Below are 25,098 nucleotides of genomic sequence, written 5' to 3' on the forward strand. Positions count from 1 at the left end.
ACCGAACGAGGGCCCGATGAAGATCGAATTCCTGCTGCACAACGCGTACGGCATCGGCGGCACCATCCGCTCCACCGTCAACCTCGCCGCCGCCCTCGCCGAGCGCCACGAGGTGCGGATCGTCAGCGTCAACCGTCCCGTGGACGAGCCCGAGCTGACCATCGATCCCCGGGTCACCCTCACCCCCCTCGTCGACATGCGCGAGGGCACCGAGGGCGACGAACACGACACCCCCCTCAACCAGCAGCCCAGCGCCGTCTTCCGCGACGAGCGCATCGACAACGGCCGCATGGCCGCGACCGCCCTCACCGACCAGCGCGTCGCCGCGCACCTCGCCGCCACCGACGCCGACGTCGTCATCGCCACCCGCCCCAAGCTCATCGGCTACCTCGCCGAGTACGGCGCCGACCGCCCCTACCTGCGCCTGGGCCAGGAGCACCTCACCCACGAGGCCCACGTCGCCGAGCTGCACGCCGTGATGGACCCGGCCATCGCCGCCCTCGACGCCTTCGCCACCGTCTCCGAGGCGGACGCCGGGCACTACCGGGAGGCGCTGCCGGACGCGAAGGCCCGCATCCTCTCCATCCCCAACGCCGTCCCGGCCCCGGCCGCCGAGCCCTCCGACGGGACGTCGAAGACCATCGTCTCGGCCGGCCGCCTCGTGGGCGTCAAGCGCTACGACCGCCTCATCGCCGCCTTCGCCAAGGTCGCCGCCGAGCGCCCCGACTGGAACCTGCGGATCTACGGCCGCGGCCCGGCCAAGGCCAAGCTCCGCAAGCAGATCGAGGAGCTGGGCCTGTACGAGCGGATCACCCTCATGGGCGCCCGCTCGCCCATCGAGACCGAGTGGTCCAAGGGCGCGGTCGCCGCGGTGGCCTCGGACGCCGAGTCCTTCGGCATGACGATCGTCGAGGCCATGCACGCCGGCCTGCCGGTCATCGCCACCGACTGCCCGTACGGCCCGCGCGAGATCCTCACCGACGGCACGGACGGCATCCTTGTTTCCCTCGGAGGACCTCTCGACGCCTCCGACGCGGTCGACGCCTACGCCGACGCGCTGCTCCGGCTGACCGGCGACGCCGCGCTCCGGCAGCGGCTGGGCACTGCCGCCCGCGAGTCGGCACACCGGTACGAACCGGACGCCATCGCCCAGCGGTACGAGCAGCTGTTCGAGGAGCTGCGCCCCGGCTGCACCACCCAGCAGCCCAAGAAGGGCGGGCTCCTGCGCAGCCTGTTCGGCGGCGGCCGCAAGCCGCAGCAGCCCGCGGCCCCCCGCCCGCAGGGCGACACCGCCCACCCCGAGGCCCGCTGCGCCGCCGAAGCCGACGGCTCGCTGACCGTGCGCGTCCGCGCCGAGCAGCTGACCGCCGCCGACAGCCACCTGCTGCTCCGGCACCGCGGCAGCAAGGGCAAGGAGACCGTGCGCGTGGCGCTCCCGCAGCAGGGCCGCGAGCCCGGCCGCTGGGTCGGGGTGCGCGTCGCCCGCGGCGAGCACGTCATGTCCGAGGGCCGCTGGGACGTCTACGTCGAGCGCTCCGGCGGCAAGTCCGGCGAGAAGACCCGGCGCCGGCTGACCGCCGCGCTCGTCGAGCAGAAGGCCCTGCTGTCGCTGCCGCTGCAGCAGACCGCCAAGGGTGTGGGCGCCTGGGTCCCGTACGCCACCAGCGACGGCTTCCTCGCCGTGCGGACCTGGCTGCGCACCGCGCACATGGAAGCGGGCGAGGTGCGCGTCGGCGCCGACGGGCTGACCGTCGCCGTCACCGCGCACGGCGCGGAGCTGGGCGAGGGCGCGGAGCTGATCGCCCGGCTGCGCGGCGGCGACGGCTCGGTGGGCGACGTCCGCGCGCCGCTCGAGAACGGCAGCGGCTGCCTGCCGTACGAGCCGATGGCCCGTCGCATCGGCATCGAGGAGCAGGACCTGTGGGACCTGTGGGTGCGCCCGGCGGCGGGGGCCGCGCTGGTGCGGGTCGGCCGGATCGCCGGCGACTTCGCCGACCGCAAGGGCATCGACACGTTCCCGGGCGCGGTCCGTGGCGAGGTCCGGCTGCGGCCGTACTTCACGGTGACCAACGATCTGACGGTCACCGTGAAGGACCTCGACGTCGCCACGGAGGCCGGCGCCGCCGAGTAGCTGCTGGGTCGGGTGTGACGCAGGAGGAAGCCTGCGCGCTGTAAGTCCCAGAGCCGTTCGAGCCCGTCTCGAACGCGGACCGAAGGGGATGGACCGGCATGGGCATGGGCTTCTGGGGTTACTTATTAGTCGGCCGTGACGGCGACCGGGCGCTCGCCGAGTGCCCGGTCCTCGGCACGGCGCGCGAACATCTGGTGCACCGCGGGGCGTTCGGCGACGGCTGGCAGCTGTGGGAACACCCGGATCACCCGGATCGCCTATTCCACCCCGATCTGGGTGGAATGGACGTACTCGTCCGTGCACTCGCCGACGAGACCGGCGCACCGGCCCTGGCCGCGTACGTCATGGAGAGCGACTGCGCGGTGCTCGGCGGCGCGGGCCCCGGAGGCCCGCCGTGGTGGGCCTGCCTGGGGCGCACGGCACTGGCCCGCTACATGGCCGACACCGGACTCGCCCTCGACGAACTCTTCCCCGCCCCGGAGACCGCCGCCGCGCACTGCGCCGCGTGGGCGGCCGCGGCCGGGCACCCGGCGGACGCCGGGGAGCTGGCGAGGGTGCTGACGGCGGAGCCGCACCCGTGCGTGGAGGACCTCTTCCGCGAGCTGCTCGGCGAGTTGGGGATGCCGGAGCCGGAGCCGGAGCCGGAGGCGGCGTTGCGGCACGGCGGCAGGCGGTAGAGGAAAGCTTTCGGCGGACGGAGGCCGGCCGGGGCCGCCACCCCCCACAGGAGAGGCCCCGGCCGCCCGTCCGTTGCGAACCCTGGTGGGGTACGCACTTCCTACAGCGCCGTCCGCCGCGAAACCGTCACACCCGGGCGTCACCGGGGCCGCGTAGTATCACCGGCTCATAGTCGTTGTCGGTCGTTGTTCCGGTGGCCGGGGTCGAGTCACCACCCTTGGGGGTCAGAGAAGATGTTTCCGTGCGGTCATTGCCGCGCCACCGCCGTGGGTCCTGACGGGCGCTGCGCCGCCTGCGGCGCCTTCCAGCAGCCCGCGCAGCCGCCCATGGGCGCCATGCCGCCGGCACCGCCGATGTACCCGTACCCGGCCGTGCCCGGGATGCCGGTCGGCGGGGTGGACCTGCGCCGCGGCGTGCGGGTGACGCTCGTCGTGACGCTGTCCCTGACGATCCCGGCGCTGCTGCTGATGATGGCGGCGCGCATGGCCCAGATCGACGCGATCGACAGCCTGCTCAACGACGGGGCCTCGTTCTCGGTCCGCAGCAAGGCCGACGACGCGGACGGCTTCTACGCCGTGTCGATGATCCTCTACCTCCTCGTCTTCATCACCAACGCGACGCTGTGGGCCGTGTGGTTCCGCCGGATGCGGATCAACGCGGAGTTCTTCGCGCCCGGTTCGCACCGGTTCGGCACGGGCTGGGCGGCAGGTGCGTGGTTCACGCCCATCGTCAACTTCTGGTTCCCCAAGCAGATCGCCAACGACATCTACCGCGCCAGCTCCCCGATGGGCCCGCAGAACGTCCGCAAGGGCGTGCTGAACACCTGGTGGACGTTCTGGATCGTGGCCAGCGTCTGCAACATCGTGGCGTCCGTCAACTACTCGGTCGCCAACGGCAAGCTCCGGGGGGACTACACCGGCACCAACTGGCGGGACAACGTCAACGACCTGAAGTCCTCGCTCAGCATGAGCATCTTCGCGCTCCTGCTCTACGTCGTCGCCGCGGCGATGGCGATCGCGGTCGTCCGCCAGCTGTCGAAGATGCAGGAGCAGCGGGCCATGGCGGGCCCGCCCGCCCCGCCGATGGGCGTCGGCATGCCGTACGGCATGCCCGCCGCCCCCGCGCCGGGGTTCCCGCCCGCCGCCCAGCCCGCACCCCCCTACGGGGCCCCGTACGCACCGCCCGGCCAGCCGCAGAATCCATTCGGCAACCGTCCGGCGGGCTACTGAATCCCGGGTAAGGCAAGTGGTGCAGGATGAGAGCGTGCAGGGGGACGACGCCGAGCTGACCGCCGCGGTGCGCGCGGCCCAGGGCGGGGACGAGACGGCTTTCCGTACGGTCTACCGGGCCGTTCACCCTCGTCTGCTCGGGTACGTGCGCACGCTGGTCGGCGAGGCCGAGGCCGAGGACGTGGCCTCGGAGGCGTGGTTGCAGATAGCCCGCGACCTGGAGCGGTTCACCGGCGACGCCGACCGGTTCCGCGGCTGGGCCGCGCGCATCGCGCGCAACCGCGCCCTCGACCACATACGCATGCGGGGCAGGCGCCCGGCCATAGGCGGCGACGAGAGCGAACTCGCCGGCCGGGCCGCCGACGCGGACACCGCCGGGGAGGCGCTGGAGGCCCTCGGCACCGGGCGGACGCTCGCGCTGATCGCCCAGCTCCCGCAGGACCAGGCGGAGGCCGTGGTCCTGCGGGTGGTCGTCGGACTCGACGCCAAGAGCGCCGCCGGGGTGCTGGGCAAGCGCCCCGGCGCCGTGCGCACGGCCGCCCACCGGGGCCTGCGACGGCTGGCAGAGATGGTGACCGGGGGAGGCAACAACGGCCGGCCGTACGCCGACGAGGAAGTCGACGGACGACGGCAGTCACACACAGGGGCCGGCGGAGCAAGTGCTTCTGCCGGTGTGACGCAATTGCGCCCGCGGACGCAGAAGGACATGTGATGGCGGACGACCACCGGTACGACTGGCTGGATGACGACGCCGTGGAGCGGCTGCTGCGGGGGGAGACCACCGCACACGGAACGACGGCGGAGCCCGCGGACGCGCGCGCCCGCACCCCGCGGAACGACGAAGCGGACGAGCACGCGGCAGGCGGTACGCCCGCGGGCGGGGCCGGAACGGGGGCGGTGCCTGCGGCCGTGAACGGGACCGCGGCTGCGCGCGATGCGGCGGATTCGGCCGACGGCCGGGCTGTGCGCCGGGCCGACGGCGGGCCCGAGGACGGGGCCGGGAAGTCGGCCGCGGGCGGGGCCGGATCCGAGGCTGCGCCTGCGGCCGTGAACGGGACCACGGCTGCGCGCGATGCCGCGTACCCGGCCGACGGACGGCCCGTGCGCCGCGCCGACGACCGACCTGCGAACCCGGCCGCGAGCCGGGCCTGGCACGAGGCCGCGCAGGACGGCGCGAGCGTGACGGCCGGCGGGCCCGAGGACCGGGTCGGTCACCGCGGTGGTCCGGCCCACGTCCCCTCGCCCCACCGCGCCACGACCCCCGCTGCCGCCGCCGAGCAGATCGTGGCCGCGCTGCGTGCCCTCGCCGACCCCGCGCCCCTTCAGGGCCCCGGGCCCGGCACCCCCATGCCCGGGGAGGAGGCCGCGCTCGCCGCGTTCCGCGCGGCGCGGGCCTCGGCGGTCGGCACCGCCACCGCCACCGCGCCCGCGCCCGAGCCCGTCGTGCACCTCGGCCGGGGCTTCGGCAGATCCGCCCTCGCCTTCCGCTCGCTCTTCCACCGCCCCGCCAAGGCGGCCCTCGCGCTCGCCCTGGCGGGCTGCGCCGTCGGCGGGGTCGCGGTCGCGGCGGGCACGGGCGTCCTGCCCACCCCGTTCGGCGGCGACCGCGAGCCGGCCCCGGCCAGCAGCGTGACCGTCGCGGACGGCTCCGGCCCCGGGACCGTCGCCCCCGGCCCCACGCGCCCCGGGCCGTCCCCCTCGCACGGCGGCGGCCACGGCCGGACCGGCGAGACCCCCGGCGCGAACGGCTCCCCGAGCCCGGGCGGCGGCGTCCCCGCCACGCCCGACGGCAAGGAGAACGGCCGCGGCGGCACCTCGGCGAGCCCGTACCAGGACGACCAGAGCGGAAAGGGCGACAAGGACGGCGGCGCCAAGGGCCTGCCCAAGCTCCCCCCGGCCGGCCGCGACTGGGCCGCCCGGGTCTGCCGCGACTACCTGGCCGCGGGCAGGCACCAGCTCGGCGGCGGCAAGGGCGTCGACGAGGACTCGGTCCGCATCCTGGAGCGCACCGCGGGCGGCGCCTCGGCCGTACGGACGTACTGCGAGCGGCTGCTGGGCGGCACCGACGCCAAGGGCGGCGGCAACGAGGACGAGGGTGGCTCGGACCTGGACGACCTCGTCCACAAGGGCACCCCGACCACCCCGACGGCCACCGGCACCGTGCCCCGCGTGAGTGCCCCGGACCCGGCGCGGACAGCGGGTGTGACACTTTCGGGCACGCTGGCGCTGTAAGAAGTGAGCCGACTGGTCATCGGCGGCGCAGGAGCCGGAGTTCCCCCCATTTAGCCGTCTCCGCGCATTTGGCGCGGGCGGGGCGTTTCCCCCCGCTCTGCCCGCGCCGCCCCTCTACCCTCCGAAGGTGAGACCCGAGGAGAGCGGGAGGCGCGACCCATGACCAAACCGACGCCCCGATCGACGACCGGGCAGGGGCAGCACCGCCCCGCGCCCCGCTCGACGGAGTCCGGCCTGCCCGTCCGTCCCGTGTACGGGCCGGAGACCCTCGCCGGCTGGGACCCCGCCGACCGGCTCGGCGCCCCGGGCGCGTTCCCCTTCACCCGCGGCATCCATCCCACGATGTACACCGGCCGCCCCTGGACCATGCGCCAGTACGCGGGCTTCGGCACGGCCGCCGAGTCCAACGCGCGCTACCGGCAGCTGATCGCCCACGGCGGGCACGGCCTGTCCGTCGCCTTCGACCTGCCCACCCAGATGGGCCACGACTCGGACGCACCCCTGGCGGCCGGCGAGGTGGGCAAGGTGGGCGTGGCGGTCGACTCCGTCGAGGACATGCGGGAACTCTTCGACGGCATCCCGCTGGGCGAGGTCTCCACCTCCATGACCATCAACGCCCCCGCGGCCGTGCTCCTGCTGCTCTACCAGCTGGTGGCCGAGGAACAGGGCGTGCCCGCCGACCGGCTGACCGGCACCATCCAGAACGACGTGCTCAAGGAGTACATCGCCCGGGGCACCTACATCTTCCCGCCCAAGCCCTCGCTGCGCCTGACGGCCGACATCTTCGCCTACTGCCGGACCGAGCTGCCCCGCTGGAACACCATCTCCGTCTCCGGCTACCACATGGCCGAGGCCGGCGCGTCGCCCGCGCAGGAGGTCGCCTTCACCCTGGCCGACGGCGTGGAGTACGTCCGCACCGCCGTCGCGGCCGGCATGCGCGTCGACGACTTCGCGCCCCGGATCTCCTTCTTCTTCGTCGCCCGGACCACGCTGCTGGAGGAGGTCGCCAAGTTCCGCGCGGCGCGCAGGATCTGGGCGCGCGTGATGCGCGACGAGTTCGGCGCGCACGACCCCAAGTCGCAGATGCTGCGCTTCCACACCCAGACGGCCGGCGTCCAGCTCACCGCGCAGCAGCCCGAGGTGAACCTCGCGCGCGTCACCGTGCAGGCCCTGGCCGCCGTGCTCGGCGGGACGCAGTCGCTGCACACCAACTCCTTCGACGAGGCCATCGCCCTCCCCACCGACAAGGCCGCGCGGCTGGCCCTGCGCACCCAGCAGGTGCTCGCGCACGAGACGGACGTGACCGCGACGGCCGACCCGTTCGCGGGTTCCTACGCGATCGAGTCCATGACCGACGAGCTGGAATTCGCCGCCCTGGAGCTGATGGACGAGGTGGAGGCGCGCGGCGGCGCGGTCGCCGCGATCGAGGAGGGCTTCCAGAAGGCCGAGATCGAACGCAATGCGTACCGCATCGCCCAGGAGACGGAGGCGGGCGAGCGCGTCGTGGTCGGCGTCAACCGCTTCCGGCTGGACGAGGAGGAGCCGTACGAGCCGCTGCGCGTGGACCCGGAGATCGAGGCCCGGCAGCGGCAGCGCCTGGCCCGGCTGCGGGAGGAGCGCGACGGCGCGGCGGTCGAGGGCGCGCTGGCGGCGCTGCGGAAGGCGGCGGGGAGCACGTCGCAGAACGTCCTCCCGCCGATGAAGGAGGCACTGCGGGCCAGGGCGACGGTGGGGGAGGTCTGCGGGGCGCTGCGCGAGGTGTGGGGTTCGCATGTGCCCACGGAAGCGTTCTGACGCTGCTGAACCCGCCGACTGCTCCGGGCGTTCGGAGGCGTTGGAGACGATCACGGCGGCGCTGCAGCAGCGCTGCGCCGAGGGTTCCGTGACCCTGCGCGGCTCCCTGGCCCACGGCACCGCCGACCGCTACAGCGACATCGACCTGCGCTGGACGGTGCCGGGGGAGCGCTTCGCGGACTGCGTGGCGGGGGTGGCCGGCTGTGTGGCGGCGGTCCTGCCGCTGCAGGGCGGCCCGAGGAGCGACCCGGCCCACTGGCCGGCCCCGGACCGCCGTCTGCTGTTCTGCTTCTTCCGTGACCTGCCGCTCTTCTGGCGACTGGACCTGGAGGTACGGGCGGAGGGCCCGGTCCCGGAGCCCGCCGGACGCGGCGGGGAGTGGCAGCCGTCCACCAGCGCACTGGCCAACGCGGTCGCCGTGCTCAAGGCGCTGGGGCGGGGACACCCGCTCAGCGCCCGCGGCCTGCTGGACCGGGCCTGCGCCCGGATCGGCTCGGACCGCCGCGCGACGGGCGACTGGGCCGCGGACCTCGCGCACCTCGTGGCCGAGGCGGAGCGGGCCGACCCGGACGACCCCGGGGTCCGGGCCCTGGCGGACCGGGTCCGGGACCTCACCGCGGCCGAGCTTGCGCCAGACTGGTGAGATGTCCTCTCCCCGCCGAACCTGCCCCGTCTGCTCCCGCGAGATCGCCGTGGTCGGCGGCCGCTACGCCCGCCACGACCCGCCGGGCCGCCGCGTCTCCTTCGAGCTGATCTCCTGCCCCGGCTCGCGCCGCTCGGCGCCCCTGCTGGCGACGGAGCCGAGGCTGTTCGACCCGGAGGAGCCGCCGATGCAGGGGCAGCAGCAGCTGTTCTAGGAACGGCGTGTGCTCGACCGCGAAGCTCAGACCTTGGTCAGGACGTACGTCCCGCTGCCGTCCTGCTTCCCCTCGCTGTACTGGCGCAGGGGCTGGCCCTCGGCGGCGCGCTCCTGGCCGACCATGTAGCCGCTGAGCTTGTTCTGGATGCCGACCTTGTCCGAGCCGGGAACGTCCCGGTAGACGTAGAAGCGCTGGAGGGGATCCGCCTTGCAGTCGTCCAGCACCAGCTGGGCGCCCTCGTCGGACGCGTTGGCCTCGGCCAGGCTCAGGCACTTGTTGTCCGAGCGGTTGATGAAGATGTGCTCGGCGATCCCGCCGTTCTCCGGACCGCGGCACACCTGCCACTCATTCGTGTTGCCGAACCAGCCGGAGTCGGCCTTGCTCAGCTGGACGGCGTTGCCGTCCCAGGAAGTGGGCGCCGACCAGAACAGGGCGCCGTCAGGCGTGCCGATCTTGTAGGAGTGCGCGTCGCAGGTGAAGCCCGGCGGCACGGTGGTGCTGGGCGGCCAGCCGCCCCAGTCCCCCGAGACCTTCCGATCCGCGGTCCTGCGTGCCGGCTCGGCCGTCTTCTTCGCAGGCTTCTCCGCCGGCTTCTCCGCTGCCGGAGCCTTCGCGCCCGCTCGTGCGGATGCGGTGGCCCCGCAGCCGAGCACCTCCTGAGCCTTCTTCATGATGCTGCTGGGGGGCACGGCGTCCTCACACCGCACCGCGCCCTCCTCGACCGTGGTGAAGGTCGTGTAGGTGCCGCTCGTGGGCCCCTCGACCCACCGCCTGGCGGAGATGCCGTTGCCCAGGTCGACGCGGTTGCAGTTGATGCTGCCGTACTCGCCGGTGACCTTGCGGGTGCCCTGGTAGAGGCCGTAGTAGCCGGGCTTGGCGAAGTTCCAGGTGATGGACTGGGTCTCGGTGCTGGTGGAGGAGGAGGACACCTTCACGTCCAGGCCCAGGCTGCCCCCGACCTGGCCGAGCATGTCGTTCTTGAACGAGCCCTCGACCTTGGCGGAGAAGTCGACGTCGACCGAGACCACGTTCGTGGTCGTGGCCGCGACCGTCTGGCTGCCCGTGGACCCGTCGGTGACGTACCAGCCCTTGAAGTGCGTGATCGTCGGCGCCTGGTGCACGCTCTTGACGTAGGGGTACCGCTTGCCGAGATCGGCGGCCGTGCAGGAGTCCCCGATCTTCGGAGTGCCGGTGCCGGTGCCGGTGCCGGCAGCGGCGGCCGTGCCCGTCATGGCGGTCATGCCGGCGAGCGCCGACGTGGCGGCCACGGCGAGGGAGACAACTCCTCTGGTCCAGCGGCCGGTTGTTCCTAAGCGACTCATCGTTGCCCTTCCCCCGGTCGGGCTCCGCATGCCGAAGGCCGGAACCCGGCCCGTGATGTGGTGGTAGGTGACGGTGCCTGATCGGGGGCGAACGTAGCGCCACCGGTGATCACCTGACGAGCGCGGTAATTGGTCAGGACCAATGACGCTGGCCGGAAACCTGCGCACGCACCGACGGGCCGGAAGGGGCCTGCGGAACGCGGGATCACCCCGCCGTGCAGAGCACGTCCTGCTCCGGCCGCTTGCCGGAGGTGAGGAATCCGGTGACGGTGCGGTCGCCGCAGGCATTGCCGTTGACCAGGTAGGACTCGTGCCCGCCGGAGTCCACGGAGACCAGCCGGGCCCGGTCGCCGAGGGCCTGGCGCATCTTCAGCGCGCCGCGGTAGGGGGTGGAGGGATCGCGGAGGTTCTGGACCATCAGGATGTTGGAGGGCCCGTCCGCAGTGATGCGGGTGGGCTTGTTCAAGTGCTCGCTCTGCCAGAACGCACAGGGCGTCACATTGAACGGCTCCCCCGCGGTGAGCGGGTGCCGGACGCGGTCGGCGGCGACGTCGCGGGCGTAGGAGGAGACCGAGCGCGGCCAGCGGACGTCGTTGCAGATGACGCCGACGGTGACGGCGGCGTCGCCGTCGGAGAGGGTGGCGGGGATGAGTGCTACTGGTACCAGCGCTGGTTCGCGCCGCCCGTGCAGTCCCACATCCAGACCAGCGCACCGTCTTCGTTTCTGGAGAACATGACGTCCAGGCATTTGCCGTTCATGCGGCTGCGGATCTGCTGACCGTCCCAGTACCACCGCTGATTGATGCCGCCGTCGCAGTTCCAGGTGTTCACGGCGGCGCCGTTGTCGTTGCGGAAGGCGTAGATCTCCAGGCACTTGCCGTTCAGCGAGGTGCGGAGCTGCTCGCCGTCCCAGTACCACTGCTGCTGCGGACCGCCGTTGCAGTCCCATGTGACGACCGTGGCGCCGTCCTCCTGGTGGAAGGCATAGACGTCAAGGCACTTATTGTTCAAGGCTGTTCGAAGGAGCGGGCTCTTGACCGCCTTGCCGGCCGGGGCGGCGGAGGCCGACGATGTGGCGAAGCCGCCGCACAGCATAAGTGCGACGGCTCCGCACAGGGTGGCTGCTCTGTGTGCTCTGAACATGATTCTCCTTGAACGGATGCGACGTTCAGTGACGAGGGATCTGTTGAAAGCGTGAGAAAAGAGCACGTACATGCCACCAGATGCGCCGGGAGAACCAACAGCGGCATTCGGGCCAACCCGTCAGGGGAAGCCGCGCTCGCCTACGAGAGCGTCATGCTGCCGCGCTCGGTGGAGGCGGCGAAGGCGTGCGAGGAGGGGCTCGCCGACCTGATTCCCCGTTAGGGGAAGGTCCGGGGAAGATCCAAGGCTCCCGGGCGGGGCATGGAATGTGACGGCACGTCACCAACGCGTCGTGATCGCGTCATGGATCGGTATCGACCGACTCGCCATGATCATGATCGCGATAGATTCCTGCCGCCGGAGCTGAAGATCAACAGCGCTGGTAGATACATCTCTGAGGAGCAACACGTGATATCTGCAATGCGGGGGAAGAGCGCGGGCAAGCGCGTTGCCGCAGTCGCCGGTGTGCTGGTGGCCGCCACGCTCGGCGGCGCCGCCCTGGCCGCGCCGGCCTACGCCGACGACGTCTACGGCCACTGCACGGGCGACGGCGTCCGCATCCGGGCCGCCGCCAGCACGTCCGCCTCGGTCGTCGGCCTCTGCTACAGCGACCACCGCCTGGCCCACCGTGACGTCTCGGGCGACGGTCAGTGGGACAAGGTCTACGACGTCGACACAGGCGTCTCGGGCTGGATCTCGCACCGCTACTGGAGCTGGTAGGACGAGGAGGCCGCGAGGGAATCACCCCTCGCGGCCTTTCCTTTTATGCTTCCCTTTGCGCTGGGTAAAGGTGCGGTCAATCAACGACCGGTCCGCAGCCAAGGCTGCATATGGATTGCATATACGGCCGTCCACTTGCTCCACTTATGGCGAATTGGGCGGCTGCGGCGTCCGGCCCGCTGTCTACGGTGAACGGCGTGAAACACCCGGCCAGAACCAGAGAGAATGTATCGCCCGCCAAGGCGCGGTTCGGTGGTGCGATATCGCTGCTGCTCGCCTGTCTCATCGGCGGCTTCGGCGTATGCGGCCTTCCGTTTGCAGCCGGCATTGCGGGCACGAGCGGGACGCTCACGGTGGAGACGCACGAGTACACGACCAGCAGCCGGGGCGGGGTCGATGTGACGTCCCACGGCACCTTCCGTTCGTCGGACGGCCGGGTCGTGGATCACCGGGCGAGCATCGAACCGAACTATGCGCTGGGGCGCCGGGTCGAGGTGGCCAAGGCCCCATGGACGTACTACGTGGTCCACCCTGCGTATGCCTTCGGCTGGCTCGCGGCAACGTGTCTCGGGCTGACCTTCCTGTGCGTGGGCGTCCCGGCACTGATCTACGGCGGCCCGATGGACGCGAAGCGCGCGCAGGTGCAGGAACGGCTCCTGAAGGGCAGCTTCTGGTGCGCGCTCGGCAGCGGTGTGTTGGGGGCGTTGCTCGACATCGTGATGTGAGCGGGTACGCAGGGGGGCGCGGCCCGGCCATAAGCCCAAGGGCGCATATGCCGTCCGGTTAAAATCACCGGTTATGGAGCTTCGGCAACTGCAGTACTTCGTCGCCGTGGTGGAGGAGGCGAACTTCACCCGCGCCGCCGCCCGTCTGCACCTGGCGCAGCCGGGGGTGAGCGCCCAGATCCGGCAACTTGAGCGGGAACTGGGGCAACCGCTGCTGGACCGATCGGGCCGGACGGTGACGATGACGGAAGCCGGGGAGGCCGTACTGCCGTACGCACGGGCGGCGCTCGCCGCCGCCGAGGGGGCGCGGCGGTCCGTGGACGAACTCACCGGACTGCTCCGGGGCCAGGTCAGGATCGGCCTCGTCTCCTGCGCCACCGCCGCTACCGGCGAGGTCGACGTGGCTGCCGTCATCGCCGGCTTCCATGACGCGCACCCGCAGGTCGACGTCGCCCTCGGCGAGGACTTGTCGGACCGGATGTTCACGGCGCTGAACCGCGGCGAACTCGACATCGCCATCGTCGGGCTCATGGACGATGAACCCCCGTCCGGTGTTTCCGTCCAGATCGTCATCGACGAACCGCTCGTCGCCGCCGTGGCTCCGGGCGACCCCCTTCTCGCGCACGCGGAGGGCACGGGCGGGGTTCCCCTGACCATGCTCCGCGACCGCCCGCTGATCAGCCTGCCGCGCGGCACCGGCCTGCGCGGAGTGCTCGACGACGCTTGCGCGCAGGCCGGGTTCCGCCCCCGCATCGCCTTCGAAGCGGTAGCACCGCCCCTCGCGGTGCAGCTCGCGTCGCGGGGCCTGGGGGTAGCCGTGATTCCTGAGCTTTCGGAGGAAGAGGAGGCGGCGGCTGGAGTGCGGACGGTGCGCATAGCCGACCCGCACGCACGCGGCCGCATAGCCCTGGCCTGGCGCACGGACGGCCCGACGAGCCCCGCGGCCAGGGCCCTTCTGGACCGGCTTCGAGCGGCCCTTCCGCGACTTGCGGCGAAAGATCAAGTAGGACGTCCGCTGACCTAGTTGATGGCTACGGTCGGCCCCGGACAGCGCGGAAGCGCACCCTCCTTACAGGTGCCGAGGAAGGATCGTCATGGCTGACAACAACGCTGACAACAACGCTGACAACAACGCCGGCAAGAAGCTGCTCGGCAGGATCGGCGGCCCCGCCATCTGGGCGCCGGACGGCCGGAAGCTCGCCGAGTTCTATGCGGCGGCGCTGGGGGCGGAAATGGGCCCCGGCTACCCGGACGAAGAAGGCAATGAGGCGGCCTTCCCGGTCCAGGTGGGGGAGACAACGTATTTCTTCTTCACGGCGAAGTCGTTCAAGGCCCCGGACTGGCCGGCACAGGAACTGCCCTTCCACTTGGACCTGTCCTTCGCGGATGTCCCGGCGGCGGAGCAGCGCCTGCTGGAACTGGGCGCGACCAAGCCCGAGTTCCAGCCGGGCGAGGGCCGCTGGACGATTCTGCTCGACCCTTCGGGCCAGCCGTTCTGCATCAGCAAGGCGGTCGGCTGACCGGCCCCGGCGGGCGGACCCCGCCTGCGGGGAGGGGGCGCCGTTCGCTGTGCTGCCCCTCCCCGCCGGGAGCGCGTACTCAGCGCAGCACCCGCCCGGCCGCGTCGCGGATCGTGGCCGCCAGCGCATCGGGGCCGGAGATGTGGGCGATGTGTCCCTGACCTGTGAGAGTGACGACCCTGGCAGTCGGCAGTGCGGCCGCCAGATCCGCCAGGCGCTCCCGCAAATGCGACGGGCTGAGATCGCCCTCGACCAAGGTCACGGGCAGTTCGAGCGCCCCGAAGCGCTCGGTGCCGATGCCGAGTCCGTCGAGCGCGTCGTTGTCGGCCATCAGCGCCGCCACGTACCGGGAGAACACGGCCCGCACGTCCGGGTCGTCAGTCACCACGTCGACGAGTGCCTCCGGCATCCGGACGATGTCGCGCATATGGATCCGCATGGCCCCGACGGGGTCGCCCGCGGCCAGGGCATTACGGGCGCGACGTCCTGCCTCACCTGCGACCAAGGACTTTGTGGGCACGGGCGGTTCGTAGAGAACCATCCCGGCGAATGCCGAAGGCGCGCGCACCGCGGCCTCCAGGGCGGCAACCGCACCCGATGAATGCCCGACGAGAAGCACGGGCGGGGCGAGGAGCCCGGCGATCGCCAGAATGTCGGCGGCCTCGACGGCCATGGAATGGGTCGCGGGCGCGATGCCGGCGTCAGAGGCGGATGCGTAGATGCGCCGCCGGACCCTGACGACCCGGAAGTCGTCGGTCAGTGACCGGGCGACGCCGTCCCAGGAGGTCACGTCCCCGCCGCCGGGGTGAACGACCAGCAGGCTGGGGCCGCTTCCCTCGTCGAGAGCGGTAACGGGGGTGCCATCGTGGGATGTTGCGAGAAGTTCTGCCATACGGGCAAGGATGCCTGCCGCGGCCGACAGCGGGCCGACACGTCACCGACGGCTTCTCCTTGGCCCCTTGGGCCCTCGAGCCGTTGCGGCGGCCCCGGGACGGTGACCGGCAGTCCTCAAAGAAGCTGAGGGCTGACGGTCACACGCCGTCCGATCTCTTTCGGTGGGCCCTCGTCGCGGACTAGCCCTCCGCGGCGGGGGTCTCTTCGCGGCCGGTACCAAGCCGCTTGGACATCAAGTTAGCACCGGCGCAGCGCGTACCGCACCCATAGCCGGGCACCCGTCGGAGCATTCCTGCCCGGAGCGCTCAGCCCTCGACGAAGTCCCTGAGCATCTCGTCGAGATCGGCGAGCGTCTGCTCGATATCGCTCACCTTGAGGCGATCGAGGATGCCGATGCATGTTGCGGCGTAGTCGCCCAGTTCGACGATGAGGTCGAAGAACTTCTCCTGGTCCTCGTGGAACAGCTGCGCCAGGATCGTGGCGGCGCCGCCCATCCCGTCCTCGAGGAGCAGGCTCCTCATCAAGGGAGTGATGTCCGGCTCGGTGCGGGGGCCGAAGCTGTCGACCGCCTCGTCGAAGGAGTCGAGGAACGCCTCAGGGGTCAGGCCCTTGTGCTCGGCAAGCACCGACGTCAGCCCCGCGGCCGCGACGGCGGCACCGATGGCCAGGAGGTTGACGGAGTCGGCGCCCCCGATGGCAAGGTCGGCGCGGGCCGCCCGGGAGACGACCCGGCAGGCGGGGGAGTCCATGCGGTTGCGGGCCTTGTGAGAGGCGGGATCCATGGAGGCGCGCACCAGCTCCATGACCGGCTCATGAGAAATCGCCACCCGCACATCGTGCCGCGGGCCGGAGCGCCGGGGACCGGAACGGCGAATTGCGAGGGATGTGCGCCGGGGGCGTGCCACGTGGCCAGTGTCTGGAGTTGCCGGGCCCGCGTGACCCTACCGCCACGGAAGGGTGAGCCAAGGGCTCTGCGGGTCACTGGTCAGGAGGCGGTGCACCTCCAGTACGTCCTGGTACCAGGGGCCGAATTCCTCCTCGTCGAAGTGGAGGCACCGGCCCAGGATGAAGCCCGCGGAGAAGTCCTCCCACGAGGTATACGTGGCCTGGCTGAGCCGGCCGGCACGGATGATGGCGTGCTCGGCCTCGGCGGCTCCGCAGTACCGGGATTCCAGACCCCAGCGCGCCATGTTCGACGCCCGCCCGTAATACCAGGCATCGACGGACCGCACCTGCCTGCTCTCGCCGAGCAGACCGTCGGCGCGGAAGCGGGCCTCATAGCGGGTGATGCGGCCGATGAGCTGCTGGAGTCGGCCGATCTCCGCCTCGACTCCGGCATCGTCGTCGCCTCGTCCGCCTTCGGCCGCATTACGTCGCAGAACGCGTGCAGTGACCTCTCGCCAGTGGGTCACATCGACAGCCCCGCCGTACTGGCGCGCGATCGCACGGCGTACCTCGAGTACGAATTCCCAGACGGATCCGCTTTCTTGAAGGAGGGAAGCCAGCTGCTTCTGCCAGTCCTCGCGGCTGGTGATGCCCCACCAGTCCTTGAGGGACCTGCGCCCTGCCGGATAGCCGTAGCCGTGTGAGGCGAACGTGTTCCAGGGCAGGTCGTTCCGCACGGTCAACAGGGCACCGCAGGCGAGCCCGTGAGCAAGCGAACCCTGCAATGGTGCACCGACCCGCAGCGTGTGCAATACGGCGGACTGCTCGGCGGGCGCTTTCTGCGCGTGCTCGGCCCATGCCGCACGGTGGGCGGGGGCGGCAGGCAGAAATGCCTCGCACGGGGTACCCGGGTTGATGGCCAGCCAGGCGTTCGGCCGAGGCCAGTAATCGGCTATCGAGGAGAGACTGGTGCTGTAGAAGACCGGATCTTCCACTGGGGCTGGAAGCGCGCCGTAGGTGAAGTACGCGTAACACTCATTGCCCGTGCGGGGCTCCCAGTAAGGGCTGGCGAGAATCGACCCGGGATTGCCGTCGGCGACGCTACGGGACATCGCGTGGTAGAGATCCACGCGGGCGAGAACGCCGAAGTACGCTGCCCAGTCCCCCCGCGTCTTTGCCTCGTACAGCTCCCGCTCGACGTCGGTCGGTGCCTGCCACGGCGGCGTCGGTGGCATTGGAGGCATCGGCGGAACAGCTTGTGCCGCTGCGTCGTCCCCGGCTTGCTTCGGTATCCCCATAGGGGGGAACTGTACGACGGGGCTCCCGCCCCGGCAGCGTGTGGGCCCTCCCTGGTACAGGCCCCTGATCAGCCCTCGAGGCAGGTGCCCACGCAGGTGTTGAAGCAGGTGTCGCCACAGGTCACGCAGGTACCGCCTTGGCAGGTGATGGCTTCCGTGTCGTAGTTCTTGAGCGAGCCGCTTGCGCCGGGGCTGCTGATTTGGCGGACATCCAGATCGAAGACGTCTTCTTGCGGGTCGGCCACTGATTGGTTGATGGACATTGCCTGTCTCCCTCTTCCTGGAGGACGGCCGGACGGTTGCCTATTCGGTATTCCGTCCTTTCCGGCATGGTGCGCCCGAATGTTTGACCTAGGAAGAGGGGGATCGGAACTCCACTCGCATGGGCTAAAAGTGCGAGAAACGCAGCGCGCGGTGCCCGGCCCCGGACCGAATGATCCGGGGCGGGGCCCGACCGGATTCGCCTGCCGATCAGTTCAGTTGAGCGCGGTGGCGAACATGCCGGGCTCGTACGAACCTTGCCGCTGGCGCACGGTCAGGGCGAGCCGGTTGGCGGCATTGATCAGGGCGACCAAGGAGATCAGCGCGGCGATCTGGTCGTCGTCGTGGTGCTTGTGCACCTGGGCCCAGGTCTCGTCGGACACGCCCTGCTTCGCGTCGGCGAGCCGGGTGCCCTCATCGGCGAGGGCCAGCGCGGCCTGCTCGGCCTCGGTGAACACGGTGGACTCGCGCCAGACGGCGACCACGTCAGGTCAGGCTGCTCGGCGACGTCGCCGGGCGGCAACGACAGCGCCGGCGATTACCAGGACGACCACGGTGCCGATGCTCGCGGCGAGCACGTTGCGCTTCGTCAGGAGGCCGTCCTTTTCGTCTGTCGGCTTGGAGGCTTGCGCCGCCCCGGCGGCATGTGGCGCCGCCGCTGTGCTCGGCGTCGACGCGAAGTCCGAAGGCCCGGGGAGCGGGCTTACGTCGGCCGGGCCGGGATCGCCGGGATTCTGGAGCGCGATGCGGGGGCGGACGACGCCGTAGCCGATGGAGTCGCTGCGCTTCTCGCCGTTCTTGGGCCCGCCTGCGGTGTTGATGAGGACGCGGAGCACTTGGTTGGCGGTCCAGTCGGGGTGGGCGGACCAGAGGAGGGCGGCGGAGGCGGAGGCGAGGGCGGTGGCGTCGCTGGTGCCGTGGCTTCTGCAAACGCCGGTGCCGCCCTTGCAGGTTGTGACCATGCTGTCGCCGGGCGCTGCAAGGTCCACCTGCGGTCCACTTTGGGACTCTGCTGTTGCCTTGATGTCCTGGCCGATGGCGGCTACGCCCACGGCCCCCGGGGCTGCTGCCGGATATTCGACCTCGTTTCCCTTGTTGCCGGAATTTCCTACGCCAGCGAAGACCAGTTTTCCTTTGGAGACGGCGTACTCCACCGCCTTCGTCTCTTCGGGATTCTCCGCCGGGCTCGCCATGGAAATGTTGATGATCTTTGCGTCGGAGTCAGCGGCATATCGAATCGCTGAGGTCATGGAGGCGCCTGGCAGCACCCTTGTTGCAGGGGCCTGGCTGTTGACAACACGCAGGGGGAGCACCTTGGACCCGGGTGCGAGGCCAGATGCCCCAGTTCCTCCGTTGCTCTTTCCCGTCCCCACGATGAGGACTGCCATTGCTGTCCCATGGCCGTCGTAGTCCGAGTGCGGCCCTCCCTCAATGCCCGAGAAGTCTTTGCCAGGTAGCACCTGCCCCTGCAGGTCCGCCAACTCCGCATCCACCCCACTGTCGATGACAGCCACGGTTACCCCGGAGCCGGTGCTCACCTGCCACAGCTCCTCGGCATGCATCGCATCCAGGTGCCACTGCCGGGAGCGGACCGTATCCGCCTGGGCCGGCTCAGTACAGACGATGAGCGCGACCAGCGCAGCTGCACCGCATGCCACGGTCTTCCAACTGCGGGCACCCACGGCCCAGCCTTGACGCATCTCTTCCTCTTGTCTCTGCCTGAGATCAGTCGATGACGGGAGGAGTGACGTGGCGATTCCCCTGAGACCAGGTCTCTTCGTCCTCCGTCAGGTAGTCAGGGCGCTGGCCTTGCCGCGAGGTATTGCGACCGTGGCCGACGTTGTTACCTGCTGAGTTCCTTACCAGACCTGCACCCCCTTGCGTAAACGGTCGATCTCCTTGTGCCCCGGGTCGTCGCTGTCCACGACCTCCGACAATCCCACCAGGTTCGGACACCAGGCGGCGGCTGCCTGAGCTGCTTCCCCCAGCGCGACCGGCATAGGACCCCGGGGCGGCAGCATGCGGAGTGCCGTAGCCCGCCGACGCGCGTGCTTGGCCAGGCTCCGTTCCGATGACCGTCCCACGTGGGACTTGAGGCGATGGCTGTCCCGACGTGCGGGGCATCGGGCGACCGCCAATGACACCGTCTTTGGGCACTTCGGACGGGGCTGGAACGAGTCCCCCGCTGACGCCCCGCCCCGGGATACCGGGGACAGCCCCTTGTCGCGGTGCGCCTATGCCAGGCATACGGTCGACCGGCCCTATGACCATGGGCGCCACTGGGGGGATAGCGAGAAGCGGAGACAGCGGAGCGCTGCCCGGCCCGCTGCCAGGCTGCGTCGGTACTGCCGGCCCGCTAGGAGGAAGGGACGCGACCTGGGACGGTGCAAGGCCACCATCGACTGCCATGGACGCAGGATGCATGTTGGACACGGGACTTGCACTGGGGTGGACTACTGGAATCGAGCCACTGCCTGCGCCTGCAGCGGAGACAGACCGGTCCATGACGGGCTGGTAGGCCACGCTTTGAGAGCTTTCACCTTGTGCCGCGACGCGTGTCCGGGCAGGTTCGTAGACCGTAGCGCCAGCCTGAGCGCCGCCGCCTCCGGGAGCGGGGTCGTACTCGGTGCCGTGAATAGCGATATTTGGCAGCACGTCCGCCGGCATCGGCGGAAACGTAGGCTGCTGCGCCTGCTGAATGTTGTGGGCCGACCACGAGTAGGACTCGGCCAATTGCCTCATGAGCCGCGCCGCCTCAGCCCGGTCGGCGTCGAGCTGCTTCTGTGCCGCGTATGCCTGCTGCTGCGTGGGCCCCTGCTGCTGCAGCCCGCCACCGCTCTGGTCCCCCTGCAGCGCCGGGGCGACTGCCCCCACCTGGCCCGGGTGGTTGCTCAGGTAGGAATCCAGCGTGGCGCGGGAAGAGTCGGAATAGGCGGGCATGGCGGAATGCACATGGTTCAGCGTCTCGGCGGCGTGCCCCATCCACGTACCGGCCTGCTCGCTGAACTGCCCGAGGCGCAGAGCGGCGTTCACCATGTTCGCGCCCCAGGTGCGGAAGGCCTCGCCGCCCTCGCTGTCCCAGTGGACGTTCGCCATGTGCTCCTTGAGCGCTTCCGCGGCCTTGGTGATCGCCCCGGCTGCCGTTGTGAGCTTGTTGCCCAGAGCTGCGGCCGTGGCGGGGTCCGCGTGCTCGACCATGGCACGCAATTCCTGGTGGGACTTCGAGTCGAAGTCCGAGACGGTGAACAGGCCGCTGACCGGCTGGTTGATGAGCGGCGTGACGGGGCCGACCGGGCCCGGGGGAGTGGCCATCAGATCGTCCCTTCATTGCTGCCGTTACCGTCGCCGCTCTGCCCGTGCTGCCGAGCAGCGGTGGGCACCGCATGCGGATCGAGCGCCGGGTTGTACAGCTCCTGCGTGCGGCGTTGGATCGCCAGCATCCGCTCCTTCAAGTCGGTGTCGACGTTCTCGTAGCCGATACGCGCACCCTGCACGGCCGTCCCCAACGCCTCGATCTGGTCGGCCAGGAGCTGCGAGAGCGTCTCCAGCTTGGAGTGGACCGCGTTGTACGCGCCGTATATGGAGTGCGCTTCGGTGAAGTTCACGCCCAGGAGGCCGGCGGTGAGGCGGGCCTCGGCGACACGTGATGGAGCCCCAGCCGAGTCCCCCAGAGTGGTCAGGATCTCGTCGACCTTGCCTTTGAAGTCTTTGAGCGACTCCAGCTCCGCATCCAGTTTCCCGGCCGCACCCGCGCCCACGTCTCTCCCGCCCCTCGCGTCAGTCGGGTCCGTCTCTTCAACCCGCCGCACAAGGCTACTGACTGGCAGTGACACGTACATGCACGCGGCGCACGGGCTTCGCGTAGCTATTCAGGTATGAACCAGGGCATCTCGGGGCAGGTGCTCCGGCTGGGAAGGCCGATCAAGTAGGCAATGATGGCGGATACCTGCCGGTAAAGCTTGGATGGCCTTACCCGAGTGGCAGGCAAACGCAGTCTAGGCATCCCGGTACTGGATCAGGGACGGGCAGACGAGCGGGCCGTGTTCCTCGGGCCATCCAGGCCGCCACCGGTTGAGCCAGTCGGTGAAGTCCTCTCACAGGAACTGCGGATCTACGGGCTTCAAGCGAACCTGGGGTCGCTCATCGGCCCACCAGACTTCGAACTCCGACCCGGTGCCTTCCGTCGGCCACCGAGCAGCGTCTCTTGGAAGCAACAACACGTCGACGAAGCCGCCAACGACGAGCCCGATGTCCACGAAGGCGCGGATGGCGCCCAGTGTTGGTATCCGGGTCACCCGTCCGGAGAAGCGTTGCCCGAAATGGAGGCGTCGACGTATCTCCTCCCACTCCTGCGTGCTTACCACCAGTCATCCTCCCAGAGAGGGGCCCTTACGGGACAGCCTCGCCGCAGCGCGCATGCAGACGTCTGACTGCGCCCGTACCGACTTGGTCGGCCCTCGTCCCGCAAGCCTCACCTCAAGCAGTGCTGGGCAATCCCTCCGCCCGCGTCCTACGCTGACGGTCTACGCGCCACCTAGCAGGGAGCAGCATGAGCAGCGACCACGTAGGCATGCGGATTCGCGAGATGCGGAAGGTGCGGCAGCTGACCGTGCGGCAGCTGGCTGGCCGGGTGAACGTCTCTGTCAGCGCCATGCAGAAGTACGAGGCCGGCGACCGGGTCCCTGCGCCGGGAATGCTTGCGCAGATCGCCCGAGCCCTGAAGGTGGGACCTGACCGGCTGACGGGCCAGCCGTACGTCAACGGGGCCGAGTCCGAGGAGCAGGTCCAGGCGGTTGTCCCCGAACTACGCCGAGTGCTGTTGACCTACGACAACCCGGACGACCTTCTGATGGAACCGCGTCCGCTCCCGGTGCTCGTTGCGGAGATGGAACGTGTCGCTGAGATGCGGCAGAACGGCCAGTATGTTCCTATGGGCCCGCTGCTGCCGGGGCTGCTGTCGGAGCTGACGCATGTTGCGCTCTCATCCACTGGACGGGAGCAGGAGCGCGCGTTCTGGTGGCTGGCGAAGGGGTACCGGGCGACCAACAGCCTGGCACACAAACTCGGGTACCACGATCTCTCGCTGACGGCGATCGAGCGCGTTCGGTGGGCGGCCAGCCAGTGCGGTGATCCCCTGATGCAGTTCACTGCGGCGTATCTCAAGGCTGGCGCCATGGTCAGGATGGGTACGTTTGCGTCTGCTCGTCGTGTTCTGGAAGGTCTGGAGCGGGAGGTTGAGCAGATTGCATCCGAAGGATCACTGACAGACGCCCAGTTGGCTATTCAAGGTGCCGTTCTGCTGAAGCTCGCAATCCTGGAGGCCCGGGACGGGCAGGCGGGTCGGGCGCAGCAACGGTTGGCTGAGGCCCGCGCGTGCGCCGGCTATCTGCGCACCGACACCGCGCACTACGAGATGTCGTTCGGGCCGACGAATGTGCGCATCCACCACATCGCGGCATTGATCGACTCTGGCGATGCGGAGCAGGCTCTGGCGCGACTCCGGGAGTGGGGTGCGGAGCAAGACTGCGCCGAGTGGGAGCTGCCCACCGGGATCGCGGCTGAGCGGGCGAGCCATCACCACATCGACGTTGCGGCAGCCCGGCTGGCGACGGGGGACAGGGCGGGGGCCCACCGGGATTTGGTCACCGCGCGGAAGCTGTCGCCGAATCACGTCCGGTTCCACCCGACCGTACGAAGCACTGCGGCCACTTTGGTCCGGCTGGATCGGTCACAGGATGACTCGATCGCCGGATTCGCCCGCTGGGCGGGTGTCTGACAACTGTCAAGCGGAACGCTGGCGGTTCATCCCCACAGTTTGTGAGTGCACAGATCCCATTGCGCGGCACGATCCCCTCACTGACAGCGACGAGGGGATCGAGCTGTGTCCATCACCAAAACCGAGATCTGGCAGTGGCTTGCCACTGCGGACCCCGACCTTGAACACGCCGAACGCTGGCTCACCAATGCGGGCGTCGCACTGCTGCCTGTCGGCCGGGCGTGGGATGCCGTACGCGTTCAATCCGTCATCGGAGAGGCGGTTCTGCGGGCTGGGATCGATGGGCCCGCCATTCGTGACGGGCAGGACGTGTTCTTCCTTGTCGAGTCCGGTACTGCCCTGCTCTGGGAGACGCCCGGTGGCGAAGGCATCGGGAGTGCCTGCTACGTCGCCGTGCCCGCCCCTGACCGCCTCAAGGGTCCGGGGGTGCACTGGGCCCAGGCGCCGGACGGCAGCGGTCTCCTGGTCGACATTGATCTGCTCGCTGCGCGGGTTCAGACCTGGTTCGAGTCCAGCCCATGACGCGCGCCATCGCCGAGACCCCGCAGTGGCTCCTCGCGCTGGATCTCAGCGCCGACATGCCGAGCGAGGCGCTGTACGAAGCGCAGTGCACGGTTTGCCGCCAGACGTCCAAGAGGCGTGAGGGCGAACCGCTGGCCTGCGAGCTGTGGGCCCTGAGGCACACCCGCGAAAACCCTTCCCACCGTGAGTTCGTCTCGGCGGCAACGACGTTCTGGCGCGTGGAACCGGCTCCCGGCAACCCGCGCTATGAGGAGACCCAGCCATGACCTACGCACCCACCCACTACCCCACCCTCGACAGCGAGGCAGGCCGCTGGCTGACCTCCCGGGAGGTCCATCCTCGCCTGGTCCACGAGGAATGGGCTGCGGGCCGGACACCCACTATCCGGGTCGGATACCACTTCGATGTGATCCGCTTGAAGTTCTCCCGCGTGCTGAACAGCATCACGGGCATCCGCGATGACCCAGCCATCCAGGAAGCCCTCCGGCAGGCCGGTGTGAAGGCCGGGGTAGTGGTGTCCCGGCGGGGAGATTGGTACAGCATTCTCGTTCAGCAGGGCACAGCCGCCAGCTGGGGCACGGTCCACGACACCACTGCCGTGGGACCGGACGACCACTTCTCGTACCTCGCCGCCCCAAATCCTGAACGCATGTCCCCACCCGGCGCCTACTGGCTGCTGCCAGCCCCCTCCGACGAGAGCCAGCTTGCCAGCGCCCGGGAACTCCGCGCATTTCTGGGCCTGTCACCCGACGGGCAGGACGACAGCGAGCCGCAGGGCCATTCGCTGTGGGCGACGCGTAATCAGTAAGCACGTCTTTGCCTTGAGGTTGGCTGATCCAGGTCCGTAAAGGGCGGTTACAACTGCGGCGGCGTGACATCGTGCCCGCGCTCCGCCGCGTGGCGTCGTCTTCATCTGATCCCGCCCGCCCTGGTCAGGTTCCGGCCGGGGCGGCTGACAGCAGCCGCTTTGGGTGCCCGTGTGGCTCGGCTCGGCACCAAAGAGATTCTGGCGGCCGAATTCGCGAAGCTATGTAGGGCGAATCTGGGTATATCGGACAGGTGTCGTGGGTTGTGGTGGTCGATCATGCGGCATGAGCGCCGACCTCGC

At 70.1% G+C, this 25,098-nt stretch carries 25 protein-coding genes and 2 pseudogenes; 16 read left to right on the forward strand and 11 right to left on the reverse strand.

The genetic code is table 11. The features are described from left to right. The first annotated feature begins 16 nt into the window (after positions 1-16). From AC1Z4A_RS19610 to AC1Z4A_RS19645, 8 genes are all read left to right on the forward strand, one after another. Entirely contained in the window at positions 17-2,131 is a 2,115-nt protein-coding gene (locus tag AC1Z4A_RS19610) for a glycosyltransferase family 4 protein (protein WP_483680560.1), read from the forward strand. A gap of 98 nt (positions 2,132-2,229) precedes the next feature. Then, positions 2,230-2,808 carry a hypothetical protein gene (locus AC1Z4A_RS19615; RefSeq protein WP_483680562.1) on the forward strand — a complete coding sequence of 193 codons (579 nt, stop codon included), beginning with the start codon at positions 2,230-2,232 and terminating at the stop codon, positions 2,806-2,808. A gap of 267 nt (positions 2,809-3,075) precedes the next feature. Then, positions 3,076-4,038, forward strand: a complete 963-nt coding sequence (locus tag AC1Z4A_RS19620) for a DUF4328 domain-containing protein (RefSeq protein ID WP_483680564.1) — start codon at positions 3,076-3,078, stop codon at positions 4,036-4,038. A 34-nt stretch (positions 4,039-4,072) separates the two neighbouring features. Next, positions 4,073-4,750: an RNA polymerase sigma factor gene (locus AC1Z4A_RS19625; protein ID WP_483680566.1), complete on the forward strand. Its 678-nt coding sequence runs from the start codon at positions 4,073-4,075 to the stop codon at positions 4,748-4,750. Then, on the forward strand, positions 4,750-6,270 hold the full coding sequence (locus tag AC1Z4A_RS19630; RefSeq protein ID WP_483680568.1) for a hypothetical protein: 1,521 nt from the start codon (positions 4,750-4,752) through the stop codon (positions 6,268-6,270). The genes AC1Z4A_RS19625 and AC1Z4A_RS19630 overlap by 1 nt, the downstream gene beginning before the upstream one ends. A gap of 159 nt (positions 6,271-6,429) precedes the next feature. Beyond that, entirely contained in the window at positions 6,430-8,064 is a 1,635-nt protein-coding gene (locus AC1Z4A_RS19635) for an acyl-CoA mutase large subunit family protein (RefSeq protein ID WP_483680570.1), read from the forward strand. A gap of 40 nt (positions 8,065-8,104) precedes the next feature. Next, complete coding sequence (locus tag AC1Z4A_RS19640) at positions 8,105-8,707, forward strand: nucleotidyltransferase family protein (RefSeq protein WP_483680572.1); 603 nt, start codon at positions 8,105-8,107, stop codon at positions 8,705-8,707. A 1-nt stretch (position 8,708) separates the two neighbouring features. After that, positions 8,709-8,921 (forward strand): hypothetical protein, encoded by a 213-nt coding sequence (locus AC1Z4A_RS19645; RefSeq protein ID WP_483680574.1) that lies wholly within the window; start codon positions 8,709-8,711, stop codon positions 8,919-8,921. 26 nt (positions 8,922-8,947) lie between these two features. Here the strand turns inward: AC1Z4A_RS19645 and AC1Z4A_RS19650 are convergent, their stop codons facing one another. The 3 genes and pseudogenes from AC1Z4A_RS19650 to AC1Z4A_RS19660 form a co-directional block, all read right to left on the reverse strand. Then, the gene (locus AC1Z4A_RS19650; protein ID WP_483680575.1) at positions 8,948-10,192 is read right to left on the reverse strand and encodes an RICIN domain-containing protein; all 1,245 of its coding nucleotides are present in this window, start codon (positions 10,190-10,192) and stop codon (positions 8,948-8,950) included. 259 nt (positions 10,193-10,451) lie between these two features. After that, positions 10,452-10,925 (reverse strand): annotated as a pseudogene (locus tag AC1Z4A_RS19655) (alpha/beta hydrolase); the annotation flags it as partial. Further along, positions 10,901-11,461 carry an RICIN domain-containing protein gene (locus tag AC1Z4A_RS19660; RefSeq protein ID WP_483680576.1) on the reverse strand — a complete coding sequence of 187 codons (561 nt, stop codon included), beginning with the start codon at positions 11,459-11,461 and terminating at the stop codon, positions 10,901-10,903. The gene AC1Z4A_RS19660 and the pseudogene AC1Z4A_RS19655, both read right to left, overlap by 25 nt. Before the next feature lie 336 nt (positions 11,462-11,797). Here AC1Z4A_RS19660 and AC1Z4A_RS19665 point away from each other — a divergent pair, with 336 nt between their 5' ends. The 4 genes from AC1Z4A_RS19665 (at position 11,798) to AC1Z4A_RS19680 (ending at position 14,354) form a co-directional block, all read left to right on the forward strand. Beyond that, a complete protein-coding gene (locus tag AC1Z4A_RS19665) occupies positions 11,798-12,109 on the forward strand; it encodes an SH3 domain-containing protein (protein WP_483680578.1) in 312 nt (103 codons plus the stop codon). A gap of 197 nt (positions 12,110-12,306) precedes the next feature. Then, the gene (locus AC1Z4A_RS19670) at positions 12,307-12,834 is read left to right on the forward strand and encodes a hypothetical protein (RefSeq protein WP_483680579.1); all 528 of its coding nucleotides are present in this window, start codon (positions 12,307-12,309) and stop codon (positions 12,832-12,834) included. Between the two features lie 73 nt (positions 12,835-12,907). Beyond that, the gene (locus AC1Z4A_RS19675; RefSeq protein WP_483680580.1) at positions 12,908-13,858 is read left to right on the forward strand and encodes a LysR family transcriptional regulator; all 951 of its coding nucleotides are present in this window, start codon (positions 12,908-12,910) and stop codon (positions 13,856-13,858) included. Between the two features lie 70 nt (positions 13,859-13,928). After that, positions 13,929-14,354 carry a VOC family protein gene (locus AC1Z4A_RS19680; protein WP_483680581.1) on the forward strand — a complete coding sequence of 142 codons (426 nt, stop codon included), beginning with the start codon at positions 13,929-13,931 and terminating at the stop codon, positions 14,352-14,354. 79 nt (positions 14,355-14,433) lie between these two features. Here the strand turns inward: AC1Z4A_RS19680 and AC1Z4A_RS19685 are convergent, their stop codons facing one another. From AC1Z4A_RS19685 to AC1Z4A_RS19720, 8 genes and pseudogenes are all read right to left on the reverse strand, one after another. Next, on the reverse strand, positions 14,434-15,246 hold the full coding sequence (locus tag AC1Z4A_RS19685) for an alpha/beta fold hydrolase (RefSeq protein ID WP_483680583.1): 813 nt from the start codon (positions 15,244-15,246) through the stop codon (positions 14,434-14,436). A 307-nt stretch (positions 15,247-15,553) separates the two neighbouring features. After that, complete coding sequence (locus AC1Z4A_RS19690) at positions 15,554-16,075, reverse strand: hypothetical protein (RefSeq protein ID WP_483680584.1); 522 nt, start codon at positions 16,073-16,075, stop codon at positions 15,554-15,556. Positions 16,076-16,189: 114 nt separating this feature from the next. Then, positions 16,190-17,431 carry a DUF1266 domain-containing protein gene (locus AC1Z4A_RS19695; protein WP_483680586.1) on the reverse strand — a complete coding sequence of 414 codons (1,242 nt, stop codon included), beginning with the start codon at positions 17,429-17,431 and terminating at the stop codon, positions 16,190-16,192. A 68-nt stretch (positions 17,432-17,499) separates the two neighbouring features. Continuing rightward, positions 17,500-17,694, reverse strand: coding sequence for a hypothetical protein (locus AC1Z4A_RS19700; protein WP_483680587.1), 195 nt, complete (start codon positions 17,692-17,694; stop codon positions 17,500-17,502). Positions 17,695-17,907: 213 nt separating this feature from the next. Beyond that, positions 17,908-18,177, reverse strand: a pseudogene (locus tag AC1Z4A_RS19705) (carboxymuconolactone decarboxylase family protein); the annotation flags it as partial. Between the two features lie 6 nt (positions 18,178-18,183). After that, complete coding sequence (gene mycP / locus AC1Z4A_RS19710) at positions 18,184-19,374, reverse strand: type VII secretion-associated serine protease mycosin (protein ID WP_483680589.1); 1,191 nt, start codon at positions 19,372-19,374, stop codon at positions 18,184-18,186. 1,629 nt (positions 19,375-21,003) lie between these two features. Continuing rightward, complete coding sequence (locus tag AC1Z4A_RS19715) at positions 21,004-21,450, reverse strand: hypothetical protein (protein ID WP_483680592.1); 447 nt, start codon at positions 21,448-21,450, stop codon at positions 21,004-21,006. 336 nt (positions 21,451-21,786) lie between these two features. Beyond that, on the reverse strand, positions 21,787-22,056 hold the full coding sequence (locus AC1Z4A_RS19720) for a hypothetical protein (RefSeq protein WP_483680594.1): 270 nt from the start codon (positions 22,054-22,056) through the stop codon (positions 21,787-21,789). A 185-nt stretch (positions 22,057-22,241) separates the two neighbouring features. On the opposite strand from AC1Z4A_RS19720, the gene AC1Z4A_RS19725 reads away from it, so the two are divergent. The 4 genes from AC1Z4A_RS19725 to AC1Z4A_RS19740 all read left to right on the forward strand — a co-directional run bounded on the left by AC1Z4A_RS19725 (position 22,242) and on the right by AC1Z4A_RS19740 (position 24,798). Next, positions 22,242-23,468: a helix-turn-helix domain-containing protein gene (locus AC1Z4A_RS19725; RefSeq protein WP_483680596.1), complete on the forward strand. Its 1,227-nt coding sequence runs from the start codon at positions 22,242-22,244 to the stop codon at positions 23,466-23,468. A 105-nt stretch (positions 23,469-23,573) separates the two neighbouring features. Beyond that, a complete protein-coding gene (locus tag AC1Z4A_RS19730) occupies positions 23,574-23,990 on the forward strand; it encodes a hypothetical protein (RefSeq protein WP_483680597.1) in 417 nt (138 codons plus the stop codon). Further along, entirely contained in the window at positions 23,987-24,256 is a 270-nt protein-coding gene (locus tag AC1Z4A_RS19735; protein ID WP_483680599.1) for a DUF7848 domain-containing protein, read from the forward strand. The genes AC1Z4A_RS19730 and AC1Z4A_RS19735 overlap by 4 nt, the downstream gene beginning before the upstream one ends. Then, positions 24,253-24,798, forward strand: coding sequence for a hypothetical protein (locus tag AC1Z4A_RS19740; RefSeq protein ID WP_483680600.1), 546 nt, complete (start codon positions 24,253-24,255; stop codon positions 24,796-24,798). The genes AC1Z4A_RS19735 and AC1Z4A_RS19740 overlap by 4 nt, the downstream gene beginning before the upstream one ends. The last annotated feature ends 300 nt before the right edge of the window (positions 24,799-25,098 follow it).

Source organism: Streptomyces sp. 17_S59, from assembly GCF_056930295.1.